The organism is Paenibacillus lentus (assembly GCF_003931855.1).
Lineage (GTDB): Bacteria > Bacillota > Bacilli > Paenibacillales > Paenibacillaceae > Fontibacillus > Fontibacillus lentus.
The window spans coordinates 4,190,173-4,204,450 of the sequence record NZ_CP034248.1 but is presented as its reverse complement, the minus strand read 5'-3'; the positions used below and the strand labels follow the sequence as shown (position 1 = coordinate 4,204,450).

Genomic DNA, 14,278 nt, shown 5'->3' with positions numbered 1-14,278 from the left:
CGTGATCGCTGCTATTTGTATCGAATTAATGATTGACCAATCCCTGCCCTGCAGAAATAACCTCTGTATGCTCCAGCTTTATTTGGCCTTGCAAAGCGTAACGAAGGCTGTCAACCAGTGCCTCCCAGCTCGCTTCAATGACGTTGCCGGAAACGCCAACCGTACTCCATGAATTTGATGCGTCCTTCGACTCAATTAATACCCTAACTTTGGACGCAGTTGCATCTTTGTCGTCGAGTACTCTGACTTTATAGTCGGATAAATGAATATTCTTCAGTGCGGGGTAATAAGAGATTAATGCTTTGCGGAGTGCATTATCGAGCGCATTAACTGGGCCGTTCCCTTCCGCAGCCGTGTACAGGCTGTTTCCATCAATTTTCAGTTTAATGAAGGCTTCCGAGACGACAGGCTTTCCTGCGGACTTCTCAACAAGCATTTTGAACGATTCGAAGACGAAAAGTTCCTTCATCTCGCCGTTGGCTTGACGGAGCAGCAGCTCTAATGAGGCATCTGCGCCCTCGAACTGGTAGCCCTGGTGCTCCAGGTCTTTGATTTTGGAAATGACCTGGCGGGTTTCTTCATTCTCCGGATCAAATTTGATGCCCATCTCCTGTGCTTTGGACAGGATGTTGCTTTGCCCAGCAAGCTCTGAAACGAGCACCCGCTGGCGATTGCCGACCGTCTCCGGTGCAATATGTTCGTAAGTGCGGGAGTCGCGCATAATCGCCGAGACGTGAATTCCGCCTTTATGGGCAAAAGCAGCTGTACCGACAAATGGCTGACCAACCGGCATATGCACATTTGCAATTTCACTGACGTAACGTGCTGTGTTCGTTAATTGGCTCAGCTGATCATTTTCAATGACATTATACCCCAACTTTAGCTGAAGGTTAGGAATAATCGAGCACAGGTTAGCGTTGCCGCAGCGTTCACCGTACCCATTCATAGTTCCTTGAACTTGTTCTGCACCTGCTCGTACTGCATTTAATGCGTTGGCCACGGCCAGCTCACAATCATTGTGGGTGTGGATACCAAGGCGGGCGGTGGTTACGCGGCTCGCCAGATTTGAGACGATGTCATATACTTCATGTGGCATCGTGCCGCCGTTCGTATCGCACATGACAAGCCAGTCCGCGCCGGCTTCCTCGGCTTTGCGCATGACCGCTAGAGCGTATTCCGGGTTATTCTTATACCCATCGAAGAAGTGCTCTGCATCAAACAATACCTCCATGCCCTGCCGCTTCAAATAAGCGATGGAATCATAGATCATGGCCAGATTTTCTTCCAATGTTGTTTGGAGTGCGGTATGCACATGGAAATCCCAGGATTTGCCGACCAATGATGTTGCTTTGGCACCGGATTCAAGAATGCGGTTCAAGTTAGGATCATGCTCGGCGATGCTGTCTTTGCGCCGGGTGCTGCCGAAAGCGGTAACTGTTGCAGATAATCCGAATTCCTGTACTCTCTTGAAGAACTCAATATCTTTACTATTGCTGCCAGGAATACCGCCTTCGATATAGTGAACACCCAGTTGATCCAGCTTCTTGGCTATCTTCAACTTATCGTCCGCTGACAGACTAATGCCTTCGCCTTGAGTGCCGTCACGTAATGTAGTGTCGAAGATGGTTACAGCCTTTGACATAGTGAAAATGTCCCCCTTTTGGATATCATCTGAGTGTGAGCTCTGATTAATATAATTTCTAATTATAGCATCTGAAAATTAAATGTAACACCGTTTTTGGAAATTTGTATAGGGTTGTTGACCCTATATAGCTATAAAAGGTATGCTTTTTCTATAGGGGAAGTTAAAAAAGCCAATTTGCAACACAAGATCTTTTTGCAACTATATACTATGAAGAAGTTCAAAAATCTATTATAGCTTACGCTTAATTATTATTTAGTTTAAAAGAGGGAACGCTAGTGAGGAATATCGACGATTATTATCCTGTCAATGGCAGGGTTGTGCTCCACATCGATATGAATGCATTTTATTGCTCCGTGCATGAGGCCGAGGAACCTGAGAAATACCGGAATAAAGCAACGGCTGTGGCGGGAAGCGTAGAATTGCGTAAAGGCGTTATTGTGACTTGTTCCTATGCTGCAAGGGCGAAGGGAATTAAGACAGGGATGACCGTGAGGGAAGGGCTTAAGAAATACCCGCAGCTTATTTTAATTGCTCCGAACTTCCATTTATACCGTCGTTATTCTCGAGCCTTTATGGACATTGCTTACCGGTATACTCCGTTGTTGCAGGCTACCTCAATCGACGAATGCTACTTGGATATTACCGGGTCGAAGCAGTTTGGAACGCCGCTGGAGATTGCGCATGAGATTCAGTCGCGCATCGCAGCAGAGCTAGGACTCCCTTGTTCCATTGGAATCGCTCCCAATAAACTGCTGGCCAAGATGGCCTCGGATATGAAAAAGCCAAACGGTATTACGGTGCTTCGTTTGCGCGATGTACCTTCTTTGCTTTGGGACAAGCCGTGCAGCGATCTGTTCGGTATCGGGCGCAAAACGGGAGAAAAGTTAAAGAGGCTGGGGATCTACACCCTCGGACAGCTTGCGGCCGCTGATGAGCAGCTGCTGTCTGAACGATTCGGCGTGCTCGGCTTGTGGATGAAGCAGGCTGCGCACGGCATCGATAATTCGCCGGTGCAAGAGGAGCGGGAGAAGAATAAATCCATCGGCCATACCACGACGCTTCCTAGAGATGTTACTGAGTTGGAAGATGTGAAACGGATTATGCTTAACTTGGCGGATCAGGTAGCGAGGCGATTGCGCCGACAGCAGCTTATGGCGCAAACCGTGCAAATTACGATCAGGACGCCGGATATGAAGACCATTACTCGTTCTCATACTCTCGGAAATGTAACGGAGCAGGCGGATGATATTTATAAAGAAGCCTGCGAGCTGTACCTTCGTCATTGGAAGCAAGGGAAGCCGGTCAGACTGTTGGGCATCACGCTGCAAAATTTGGTGCCACGGGAGAATTCGGCTCTACAGTTAGATTTATTTGACTACAAACAGCAGCCGAAGAAGGAATCGCTAACGAAAACGATGGATCTGCTGCGCGACAAGTTTGGCGAGGATGCCATTCTCACGGCAGGAATGCTAAGTGATGACCCTTCAGCACTGATTCGGAACCATAAAATCCGTGGAACATCTCTCCAAACCGATTTTCTTCGGGAAAAACGGGAGGAATGATAACGATTATCAATGGAAAAGGATAACAAATGATTTGAATTTGCTTTCTTTTTATATTATATTGGTCATGGTGGTAGCAATTTCACCGCACTTGTACCGTTTATCAGGAGGCAGATTAAGATGGCGAAATATACTTGGGTAGAGAAAGATACTTGTATCGCTTGCGGCGCTTGTGGCGCTACGGCACCGGATATTTACGATTACGATGATGAAGGCTTGGCCGAAGTTATCTATAACGAAGATGGTAACCGCGGTGTAACGGAAATTCCGGAAGATTTGCATGATGACCTTCAGGATGCAGCTGACGGGTGCCCAACGGATTCCATCAAGATTGCAGATACCCCGTTTAATATGGAAGGTTAGTATTAGGAAGATGATTTGCATCCACGTATTTAGAGAAGCATCCCGCTGTTGATGACATGGGATGCTTTTTGCCGTGTGTGTACAGCTCTGAATGGAATATTGAAGCCAAACTAGGTATTTAGTCATGAGTTTTGCCGAGGGAGGAAAAAATGGTTTGAAACAAACGTTTTGCAGCCGATATATTAAGTAAGGTTGTCTGTATATTTACAAGTTGACCATGTGGAGGTTCACGATGAAAAATTCGGCTTACCTCAAAAAATATGTAGAGAATCACCCCAATAATAAAATGGCTTGGTATTTACTCGGTAAGGAATATGAGCAGAACGGACAGGAAGGAAAGGCACGCTACTGCTATATTCAGGCTGGAAGTGTGTATGAAGCATTTGAATCCAGCAAAATACCCGAGGATTTATGGATGGGATACGAGGCCGAGCTTCTTCATGCGTCGCAAAGACAGGAGCAGCGGAGCCGCTTAATTCGAAAAATTGGCCTCGCCCTGCTGCTTTTGCTGTTTCTATGGCTTCCTTCTGCACAGGCTCCTGGACCGTGGGCTACGACTTCGAACAAGCCTGTCGCTGGCGCCGTGGATAGCCGTCCTAGGGATGAACAGTCGACAAAGAGAGAAGTGGGAGCGGATGTACACGCTGCAAGCACAAAGCAACGAGCAGCAGCTCCTCGTTTTACGGCGATTGGGTATACTCCTGGAGGACGGGGCGTGTTGGACGATTTTGGCAGTTTGCTTGCAGGGAGCGAAACGAAAGACCATCATCAGGTTTTGCTAGCGATGGATAAGAAGGGGAAATGGCTGAATTGGTCTCATCAAATGCCGGTTGTATATGAAGTCCAGTCGCTTGGAAATGGTCGTACGAGTGTACAGTCTTACGATCAGGCAGCATGCTTATGCACACCGCCTGATCCCGGCAAGTTGAAGAACAAGGCGGTCAAATGGATAGCCCGGCAGGAATCCCTGGCCGTACTTTCTTCGGCGATGCTGCATTACAAAGAGAAGAAGGGCGATTGGCCGAGCAGTCTGGATGATCTGACGCAGCCCTTCCCTAACAATTGGTTGGCTGGAACCAATATCCATATGAAGGAAGCGTTTGAGCCGATGCTGAGGGAGCTCGCCAAGCGAGAGCAGTCCGGTGGGGAAACGCCTGGAGACGCTGAGTCTGGAAGCATCGAATTAGCGTTTGAGCAGGGGGACGAGCTATTTTTCACGCAACCGCTGGAAGTCATTGTCGATACTTCCAGTCATCGACTGGTGGTCGTGAGCGGTCCGGTTATTCTAAGAAGCTATCTGGTTGGGCTTGGCGGCGACAAGACGCCGGAGGGAACATACCGGATAACGGATAAAGTAGTGAATCCAAACGGCAGGCCGGATGGGGAGTTTGGCACCCGGGGAATGCAGCTGTCCGATACGAATTACGCCATCCATGGCACGAATGAACCCGAGAGCATCGGCGGAGATGAGTCCCTTGGCTGTGTGCGGATGGGCAAAAAGGATGTTGAGGAACTGTTTGATTTGCTTCCGGTTGGAACGAAGGTGACCCTAGGAAAAGGAGGGCTGCCCGATCAAGACCTTACCCCGACCAAGCGATTCAAGCTGGGGGATAGGCCGGATCAGAGCAACCCTCACCGGACATATCGCTGGCTGCAGTAGCCATTATTTGAATATGATTGCTAGTGTGAACAATATAATGAGTCCAGCAACAATGGAAATGGCCCAAATGAGGCCTTTCTTATTCACTTCTTCCTTTTTCTGCTGGAGCGTCGGTGGTTTACGTTTGGCAGCCATGACAATCATTCCTTTCTAAATTTGTTCAAAGAGCTATATTTTAATTGTAACGGCTTTCATTTTAAATTGCCATTACTTACTGGAGGCGAATTCGTTACGCTTTCCAGAGGTTAAACTTTTCTTTTGAACGAGAAAACGATAAACTGGAAGCAGGGCATTTATTGCATAAGTTATGAACGGAGTGAAGTTAAACGTGCTATATCGCAATATTGGCAAGCATCTGTTCTTCCAGCTTGATCCTGAGAAGGCTCATCATCTCATGATTGGAGGATTACATAAAGCAGCGAAAGTACCGGGTTTTATCTCAATGATGCATGGAATGTACGGGGTGAAGGAGATTCCTGAATTGGCTGTTGATTTGTTCGATATTCATTTTCCTACCCCGGTAGGACTGGCAGCCGGACTCGATAAGAACGCCGAGGCAGTTGAAGCGTTCTCGGCCATCGGGTTCGGATTTATGGAGGTTGGGACGGTCACGCCAAAGGCACAGCCTGGCAATGAGCAGCCAAGACTGTTCCGGCTTAAGCCGGAAGAAGCGTTAATTAACCGGATGGGCTTCAATAACGAGGGAACGGATTACATGGCTCGGCAGCTTGCGGCGCTTCGCAGCAGGCGGATTCCGATTGCTGTCAACATCGGTAAGAATAAAGTAACTCCCAATGAGGAGGCGCATCTCGATTACGAACAGTGTATTTCTGCGCTGTATCCGTATGCGGATTTTTTTGTAGTGAACATCAGTTCGCCAAATACGCCGGATCTGCGAAATCTCCAGCACGGCAGTGAGCTGGCTTCCCTGCTGGAAGCCGTGCAGAAGGAGATGGCAAACCAGGCAGCAAAGCATGGCATGAAGAAGCATGTGCTTGTAAAGATCGCACCCGATGTCAGTATGACTGAACTGGAATTTATGGTGCAGACGATTATGAATAGCGGTGTATCGGGCATTATAGCTACGAATACGACGATTTCCCGTGAAGGGATCAATCATCCGCACGCGAAGGAAACTGGCGGCCTCAGCGGAAAGCCGTTGAAGGAAAGAGCGACAGAAGTTATTTCCCATGTCTATCGATTGACGGAAGGCAAACTGCCGATCATCGGTTCCGGGGGGATTTTCCACGCCGAGGATGCCTATGAAAAAATTCGTGCCGGCGCAAGTCTGGTAGAAATATATACCGCACTAATATATGAAGGTCCCGAGGTGAATCGCGAAGTGCATCGCGGTTTATTGGACCTGCTGCGCCGCGACGGATTTAACCATATTTCCGAAGCAGTTGGAGCAGATCATCGCTAACCGGGCCACAGAAGACAGGAGGCGCAGTGGATGGATAGTAGAGACTGGGGAGCATTCTTGCTGCCCTATGAACAAACGGTTGAAGAGTTGAAGGTGAAGTTCAAAACGATGCGCTCCGAGCTCAAGAAGCTGGAGGAGTATGCACCGATCGAATTCGTAACCGGAAGGGTTAAGAAAATATCTAGCATTCTCGATAAGGCTAAGCGCCTAAATGTGCCTATGGATCAACTGGAGCAGGGGATTGAGGATATTGCCGGCATTCGTATTATGTGCCAGTTCGTGGAGGACATTCGTCGAGTAGCCGAATATATTCGTGCCCGCAAAGATCTCAAGGTGATATACGAGAAAGATTATATTACGAATTATAAGGAGAGCGGCTATCGCAGTTTTCATATGATCGTGGAGTATCCTGTTCAGACTGCACTAGGGTTGAAGAATGTACTGGCAGAAATCCAGATTCGAACACTTGCGATGAACTTTTGGGCGACGATAGAGCACTCCTTGAACTATAAATATCGAGAAAGCCTGCCGGATGAAATGCGCAAGAGGCTGAAAAAGGCGGCGGAGGCTGCCTTTGTCCTTGATAATGAAATGTCCAGCATCCGCGAGGAAATTCTCCTTGCACAAAAGAGCTTTGAGGATGAATCCAGCATTGTGAACCATTTATTGTCGGCGATTCATCAGCTTTACTTTTACCATAAGGTCACAGAGGCGATCGAGTCACAGCAGCGCTTTAATGAGCTCTGGGAGGCCCGGAACATGGATGGGTTGAAGGAAATGCATGCCGAAGTTACGCAAATGATTAAAGCCGCCAAAAAAGCAGTGGAGCCCGGCGATGAAATATGATCGCCTGTACGTAGCCTTCCTGATTTATTTCAATCGTGACCAGGATTATTTCGAATGTCATGAAGTGATGGAAGAGCTATGGCTGAAGCTGGATAAGGATCCGCTTTATAAGGGGTTGCTGCAGGTGGCAGTTGGATTGTACCATTTCCGTAACGGCAATGTGATTGGCGGACGGAAAATGATGGAATCCGCTGTGCGGAGACTTAGCTCTTATTCACCTGATTCGTTGGGGATTAACCTGGGGAAGCTGCGTCGTGAGGCGGAACAATATGCTATGGCCTTGGCGAGCTATGAGAATTCTCCATTTTCTTATTATGATTTAGAAATCGAAATTCAGGATGCGCAATTATTGAAGCTTGTGGAGAAAACATCACTGGAAATTTCGCCAAACAATCCACAGCGCAGAGGTCCCGAGCGGGGAGCCAAGCATGAGCTGCGAATGCAAGGGAAAAAAGGTGAATAGCAAAGCCCTTTCACATAGCCATGGTGAGAGGGCTTTTTTTGAGGGTAGCTCCTGTTGCTCGGCGTTATTGTAATCGAGCCTGGATCATATATTTTACATTCCGAAGATGGCTTTATGTTACAATGGGTTTATTCTTGATAAGAATGGATGGTTTAAATATATGGCAGTTCATATACCGAATGCTTTTCTGGAAAGGATGCAGCAGTTGCTGGGCAGTGACTACGACGCCTTTCGATCCTCTTATGACAACCCCCGTTATGTCGGTATCCGGGTCAATACGCTTAAAATAAGCGTTTCGTCGTTCCTTCGCATATCTCCGTTTGAGCTGAAGCCTGTGCCCTGGTGTTCTACCGGATTTTATGTGCAGACAGACCTGAAACCGGGCAAGCATCCTTACTATCACGCCGGGCTATATTATATTCAAGAGCCGAGCGCGATGGCTCCTGTGGAATTGCTGGATGTGGTGCCGGGTGAGAAAGTGCTGGATCTATGCGCCGCGCCCGGAGGCAAATCTACACAAATTGCAGCTAAGCTGCAGGGTGAAGGACTGCTCGTCACAAACGACATTAACGCGGAACGCACGAGAGCTTTGGCCAAAAATATGGAGTTATACGGCGTTCGGAGTGCAGTGGTGCTTAATGAGGCTCCGGAGCACATAGCTCGCAGCTTTCCGGCCTACTTCGATAAAATATTAATCGATGCTCCTTGCTCCGGGGAAGGTATGTTCCGGAAAGACGAGGACATGGCGCGGCAGTGGGAGGTTCACTCTACCTCCAAGTGCACCGTGATGCAGCATGATTTATTGAATTCGGCTGCGGTGATGCTCGCACCTGGTGGCAGAATTGTGTATTCAACCTGTACATTTGCTCCTGAAGAAAATGAGGCGATGATCGCCAGGTTTCTGGATCAGCATGCGGATTTTGAGCTTGTTCCACTTCCGCAGGAACTTGGCTTCGCCCCAGGCCGTCCGGAGTGGCTGTACCGGTTGAATGCCGAAGGCGGTGATGCCGTCTTCTCCTCGCAAGCCGCAAGTCTGACCGCGCAATGCGGCAGATTATGGCCACACTTGATTGAAGGCGAGGGGCATTTCCTGGCGGTGCTTCAGCAAAAGAGCGAAGCTTCATCGGCCGTAAATTTTGAGCAGGCTGGACGAGTTGGGCAGGGAGACCGGGAGGAATGGACAGGACGAGCAGAGCGGGCTGGGCAAGCCGGAAGATATGCAGGAGCGGATTCAGGTACAGAGGCATATCTGGGTACCAGCACTAAGCCGAGCAAAATCAGCAAGAAGCATAAAGGGGATCAGCGGGGGCATGCCTCTAAAGGGCGGGAGAATGTTGTCAAGGTGCCCGTTGAAAGGGAGCTTCTGGAATGCTGGCAGCATTTTGCAAGTCAGCATGTGACCGTGGAGCTCCCTGGACAGCCGCTTTTATTCGGCAGCCATGTGTACCTGTCTCCGCTCCCCAAAGAGCAGCTTGCCGGCCTGAAAACCGTAAGACCCGGATGGTACGTTGGTACAGTGAAGAATGGCCGCTTTGCTCCAGGGCATCCCCTCGCAACGGCTTTATCCGCGAAGGAGGCCAGTCGAGTGCTGAACTTAGATAAGGAGCAAGGTGAAGCTGTCAGATATCTTAAAGGGGAAACCCTGAATGTCTCGGCATCCAGAATTGAATGCCGGGATATCCAGGGTTTCCCTAAAGGATATGTGCTTGTCTGTGTAGACGGGATTTCGCTGGGTTGGGGGAAATGGCTTGACGGCATGCTCAAGAACGAATATCCAGCAGGGTGGAGGTGGACTTAGATACAGTGAGTAAAGGCAAGAAAACACAGCGGCTCGATAAAGTTTTGGGCCATCTCGGATATGGTTCCAGATCAGATATAAAAAAAATGGTGAAGCAAGGCAGAGTTATCTTAAATGGTCTTGTACTAAAGGATAGCGGCATGCAGTGCAACCCATACGAGGACGATATTGCAGTAGATGGCGAAAGAATCACATATCGCGAATTTATATATTTAATGCTGAATAAGCCGCAGGGCGTCATTTCTGCAACAGAGGATCACAGGGACAGGACGGTCCTGGATTTGATTCCAGCGGAGTTTCGTGTATTCTCTCCTTTTCCGGTTGGTCGTTTGGATAAGGACACGGAAGGGCTTCTGCTGCTGACCAATGACGGACAATTGGCGCATGAACTGCTATCTCCGCGCAAGCGTGTGCCGAAGACCTATGAAGCCCATGTGCTGGGCGAGGTAGGAGAACGGGAAATCGCATTGTTCCGCCAAGGAGTTACTTTGGATGACGGCTATGTTACGCTTCCGGCTGAATTGGAAGTGCTGGAACATATGAATGGGGAGGCAGGAGTCCAGTCCCGCATTCGCCTCACGATTTCGGAAGGCAAGTTTCATCAGGTAAAACGCATGTTCATGGCTGTAGGCTCAAGGGTCATATATTTGAAGCGTATCAGTATGGGGCCGCTGGTCCTTGACGATTCACTGGCACTTGGCTCGTTCCGCGAGCTTGAATGTGCTGAAGTAGAGCTGCTGAAGACGTACAAGAAATGATTATTTTAATACGAGGTTATGAGATATAAAGAAAACGTTGCAGATAAATAAAGGAGACATGGAGATGAAATACAAACTGATCGCTTTGGACGTAGACGGTACTTTGTTGAATGATAATCACGAGTTAACGCCCGCAACGGCGGAGACGATCAAGAAAATTGCGGAGCAGGGCACGGAAATCGTCCTTTGCACCGGCCGTGCTCCGGGAAGCTCTATACCGTTTATGAAGCAAATCGGATTGGATGGGTACATTATTACGCATAATGGGGCAGCGACGGTAAATATTCAAACCTTGGAGGTTGTCCATGAATTCGAATTAAATCCGTTGGCATTGACCCCTTATTTGGACTATTGCCGTGAAAATGGTGTTCATTTCGACGTCAATACGACCTTCGCTCTTTATGTTCAGGGAGCCGCTGGTCTTAGTCAGGAAGCTCTTGACCTCTACAAGCAATTCTTGGTTGTACCGAAGGAGCTGCCTCGTTGGGCCGACTTAAGCGAGCCGATCGTAAAAGTGACGCTTACTGGTCAGAAAGACGAGATGGATCAGGTGCATGCCGAGCTGAGCAAGTGGGATAATTCAGAGTTTACCATTCTACGCAGCGGAGATTTCTTTATAGACATTACTCACAAAGACTCTTCCAAGGGGGCGGCATTGCAGAAATTAGCGGAAAAGCGTGGGATCACCGCAGATAACGTCATGGCCATTGGGAACTACTATAACGATATTTCGATGCTTACCTATGCAGGGCTCAGCATCGCGATGGACAACTCTCCTTTAGAAGTTAAAGCCGCGGCCAAAGAGGTGACGGCCTCGAACAATGAAGAAGGAGTAAGGCTGGCTCTGGAGAAACACTGTCTCGAGCAATCTTTGCTTTAAAAAATATGGCATGCTGTGCTAGCTTGAAGCTGCAGGCAGATGATCAAAAAGGAGGGGGAGCCGCTAGGCTCCTCCTCCTTTTTTGTCCGATCCGGACATAGCTCCGTGTTTTATGGTTTCGTTAGGTGTACGAGGGGGATCGGCTTTTTTATGGCTTTACTGGCTGGCGCAGTCCTTTTGGTAAGTGATTCTTAAGCTGACCACCGCTAGCTTTGCCCCAGCCGATCGGAAAGGCTTCCCCATCGCACTCTACCGCAACGAGGCACCAGCCGCGGTAGTGCTCAGGAACGGTCAGAGTATCCCCGTGAAAATAAGCGGAAAGCTCGGTAGAGCCTATCTTTAGAATCCAGACCTGAGCGGCATCGTTTGGGGTTGTGGCCATGGCCAATGCGTGTGCAGGCTGGAAGCGACCCTTCTTCAGATCCCCGAGGTGCAGACCTGCGCGGGGAATCCGCAAGCCCTCAAGACTTTGAGGAGTAAGCTGCAATCCTGCACTGGATGGCAGCCAGTACAAAGACTCTCCGAATAAAATGGGCATGCCTTCGGCGAGATAGTCTACGAGCCCTGGAAGATCGTTTTTTGCCCAGTCGAGGAAAACCTCATAGGCAGCGGTGGCCACCTTTTGAGGAAAACTCTCTTTATGGCCCTTTTTTCCACGCTGCTTGCTTTTTAGTCGGACCTGATCAGGAACAATATCGTTGGTTAAAGCATGGGCTTGATCCCGCTGTAACAAAGCGACATAGTGACCTTCCCCTTGATGCTTATGCGGCCAGATCCGCTTCTCTCTCAGCAGCTTCAGGTCGGGATATTGCTCCAGCAGCCGTGCGATCGTATTTTCGTTCTCTTGGCGGTTGAAGGTGCATGTGGAGTAAGCAAGCCTGCCTCCAGGCTTTAGCATGGCTACCGCCTCCTTGAGGATGTCCCATTGCCTTGCCGCACACAGGTCTACTGCCTGCGGGGACCATTCCGATATGGCATCGGGATCCTTGCGGAACATACCTTCACCTGAGCAGGGGGCATCCAGCATAATGCGATCAAAGGCAAGCGGAAAGCGTGCGGACAGCTCGTCCGGGGTCGCCTGCGTAACGACTACGTTCCGTGCGCCGAAGCGCTCGACGTTTTCGGCTAATACTTTAGCACGCTGGGGATGGATTTCGTTGCTGATCAACAGTCCTTTGCCTGCCATTTTCATGGCAATTTGCGTCGTTTTCCCACCCGGAGCGGCGGCCAGATCCAACACGGTCTCTCCAGGCTGGGGAGCTAACCATTCTACGGCAGACATCGCCGAGGGCTCTTGAATATAATATAATCCCGCGGCATGGTAAGGATGCTTGCCTGGACGGGTGGCCTGGTCATAGTAATAGCCATCCTCGCACCAGGGAACTTCCTTTAGTCCAAAGTGCTGCTTGATATCACGCTCTGCTATCGAACCAGGCTGGATTTTAAGCGTATTGATTCGCAATCCGTAAGTCCGCGGCTTGTCGTAGCTGGCAAGAAATGCTTGTCCTTCCACTTCACCGAGCATGGAAATCATTATGCTGCGAAAGGAAGTTGGCAATGCTGTCTTAGACATAGCTTCGTGAAACTCCTTTTCATCACTGTAAAAATGTCCTTCGGAAATTTTACCATAACGCGATTTGATCTCAAAAGGGGAATGGATGTTCCTTCTTCAATATGTCATAATTAATGAAGTAGTTATTTTTAAACAAATGAATAGAGAGATTAATAAAGTGCAAAGGAGAACGAGTATGAAACTGCTGCAGGCTTTATTCTTCCCTCCAGAGCAGCCTGGAGGCGTATCTTCGATGATTCCCTACCTGCAAGATAAGTTTAATCCTCCTGAATGGGAGATGGAATTGTTCTCCCTGCCGAAGCGAATTCGGGGCAAAGGAACGGATCAGATTAAGTTCCATACCTTTGACTGGCATCAGTACGATCAAAGTTCAATTGTGCGAAAGTATATACAAACCTACCGCGATTATTTGTGGTGGACCAAGCTGCGGCTGCAACAATCCTACGATTTGATTCATGCACACCATCCAATTGCCGGCCTTGTCATGAAGGAGGTCTTTCCTGATACGCCGGTTGTGCAGAGCATCCATTCCAGTTATGAACGGGAGCTTATTCTGAACGGAAAAATCAAGGAGGGCGGCCTAGAGCACCGCTTCCTATGTTCCCTCTACAAGGAATTAGAGCTTCGCACCGATCGTATGTTGACAGTGTCCCAATCTTTTCGCGAATATTTATCCCCGCATGTGCAACATCCGGAACGGATCGGCGTGATCCGAAACGGCTTTGACGATACGAGGTTCAAGCCTATCCCGCACCATAATGAAGTCGTTCAGCTGGTGACTGTCTGCAGGCTCGTGCCCGCCAAGGGGCTGGACGTGCTGCTTCGCGCATGTGCGGAGCTCAAAAAGCGGGGGCTTGTCTATGTGCTGCACATTATCGGCGATGGGCCTATCCGGGAGGAACTGGAGCAGCTCGCTGAAGAGCTCGGTATATATGATGAAACGATCTTCTACGGTTATACGCTTCACCCCGAGGAATTTATGCCGTTCTTTGATATTTTTGTGCTGCCGTCCCGGGCTGAAGCGTTCGGCTCGGTGTTTGCGGAGGCCGCGCTGTGCAATCTGGCGCTAGTCGGCACGAACATCGGCGGAATTGCCGAGCAGATTGAAGATGGAGTGAACGGTTTGCTTGTTCAACCGGAGAATCACCTGGCTTTGGCCGGGGCTTTGGAGAAGGTCATTGTTGATGTGGAGTACCGGTGTCAGCTCGCTGGAGCGGGATTAGACAAGGCCAAGAACTATTATTCGTTAAAGAGGGTCGTCCATGAGCTGAAAAATATATATTTGCATTATAAGCGATAAAGCGAGT

Annotated in this window: 13 protein-coding genes; 10 read left to right on the top strand and 3 right to left on the bottom strand. The window is 49.1% G+C overall.

The window, feature by feature from the left end:
• Positions 1–25 precede the first annotated feature (25 nt).
• On the bottom strand, positions 26–1,642 hold the full coding sequence (cimA, locus tag EIM92_RS19000) for a citramalate synthase (protein ID WP_125084165.1): 1,617 nt from the start codon (positions 1,640–1,642) through the stop codon (positions 26–28).
• A 278-nt stretch (positions 1,643–1,920) separates the two neighbouring features.
• Between cimA and EIM92_RS18995 the strand changes: the two genes are divergently transcribed.
• The 3 genes from EIM92_RS18995 to EIM92_RS18985 all read left to right on the top strand — a co-directional run bounded on the left by EIM92_RS18995 (position 1,921) and on the right by EIM92_RS18985 (position 5,230).
• Positions 1,921–3,207, top strand: a complete 1,287-nt coding sequence (locus tag EIM92_RS18995; RefSeq protein WP_125084164.1) for a DNA polymerase IV — start codon at positions 1,921–1,923, stop codon at positions 3,205–3,207.
• A gap of 120 nt (positions 3,208–3,327) precedes the next feature.
• Positions 3,328–3,570 (top strand): ferredoxin, encoded by a 243-nt coding sequence (locus tag EIM92_RS18990; RefSeq protein WP_125084163.1) that lies wholly within the window; start codon positions 3,328–3,330, stop codon positions 3,568–3,570.
• Positions 3,571–3,802: 232 nt separating this feature from the next.
• The gene (locus EIM92_RS18985) at positions 3,803–5,230 is read left to right on the top strand and encodes a L,D-transpeptidase family protein (RefSeq protein ID WP_125084162.1); all 1,428 of its coding nucleotides are present in this window, start codon (positions 3,803–3,805) and stop codon (positions 5,228–5,230) included.
• Between the two features lie 3 nt (positions 5,231–5,233).
• Here the strand turns inward: EIM92_RS18985 and EIM92_RS24520 are convergent, their stop codons facing one another.
• On the bottom strand, positions 5,234–5,365 hold the full coding sequence (locus EIM92_RS24520) for a hypothetical protein (RefSeq protein ID WP_281279635.1): 132 nt from the start codon (positions 5,363–5,365) through the stop codon (positions 5,234–5,236).
• Between the two features lie 193 nt (positions 5,366–5,558).
• Between EIM92_RS24520 and EIM92_RS18980 the strand changes: the two genes are divergently transcribed.
• The 6 genes from EIM92_RS18980 (at position 5,559) to EIM92_RS18955 (ending at position 11,398) form a co-directional block, all read left to right on the top strand.
• Complete coding sequence (locus EIM92_RS18980) at positions 5,559–6,653, top strand: quinone-dependent dihydroorotate dehydrogenase (RefSeq protein WP_211344390.1); 1,095 nt, start codon at positions 5,559–5,561, stop codon at positions 6,651–6,653.
• Positions 6,654–6,683: 30 nt separating this feature from the next.
• Entirely contained in the window at positions 6,684–7,499 is an 816-nt protein-coding gene (gene yjbM, locus EIM92_RS18975) for a GTP diphosphokinase (protein ID WP_125084160.1), read from the top strand.
• Complete coding sequence (locus EIM92_RS18970; RefSeq protein WP_125084159.1) at positions 7,489–7,962, top strand: DUF309 domain-containing protein; 474 nt, start codon at positions 7,489–7,491, stop codon at positions 7,960–7,962. Before yjbM ends, EIM92_RS18970 begins: the two co-directional genes overlap by 11 nt.
• 160 nt (positions 7,963–8,122) lie before the next feature.
• The gene (locus EIM92_RS18965; RefSeq protein WP_125084158.1) at positions 8,123–9,760 is read left to right on the top strand and encodes an RsmB/NOP family class I SAM-dependent RNA methyltransferase; all 1,638 of its coding nucleotides are present in this window, start codon (positions 8,123–8,125) and stop codon (positions 9,758–9,760) included.
• A gap of 5 nt (positions 9,761–9,765) precedes the next feature.
• Positions 9,766–10,518, top strand: a complete 753-nt coding sequence (locus EIM92_RS18960) for a pseudouridine synthase (protein WP_125084157.1) — start codon at positions 9,766–9,768, stop codon at positions 10,516–10,518.
• Positions 10,519–10,582: 64 nt separating this feature from the next.
• On the top strand, positions 10,583–11,398 hold the full coding sequence (locus tag EIM92_RS18955; RefSeq protein ID WP_125084156.1) for a Cof-type HAD-IIB family hydrolase: 816 nt from the start codon (positions 10,583–10,585) through the stop codon (positions 11,396–11,398).
• 148 nt (positions 11,399–11,546) lie between these two features.
• On the opposite strand, the gene EIM92_RS18950 is transcribed toward EIM92_RS18955, so the two are convergent.
• Positions 11,547–12,971 (bottom strand): RsmB/NOP family class I SAM-dependent RNA methyltransferase, encoded by a 1,425-nt coding sequence (locus tag EIM92_RS18950; RefSeq protein ID WP_125084155.1) that lies wholly within the window; start codon positions 12,969–12,971, stop codon positions 11,547–11,549.
• Between the two features lie 175 nt (positions 12,972–13,146).
• Here EIM92_RS18950 and EIM92_RS18945 point away from each other — a divergent pair, with 175 nt between their 5' ends.
• Entirely contained in the window at positions 13,147–14,271 is a 1,125-nt protein-coding gene (locus EIM92_RS18945) for a glycosyltransferase family 4 protein (protein ID WP_125084154.1), read from the top strand.
• Positions 14,272–14,278 lie beyond the last annotated feature (7 nt).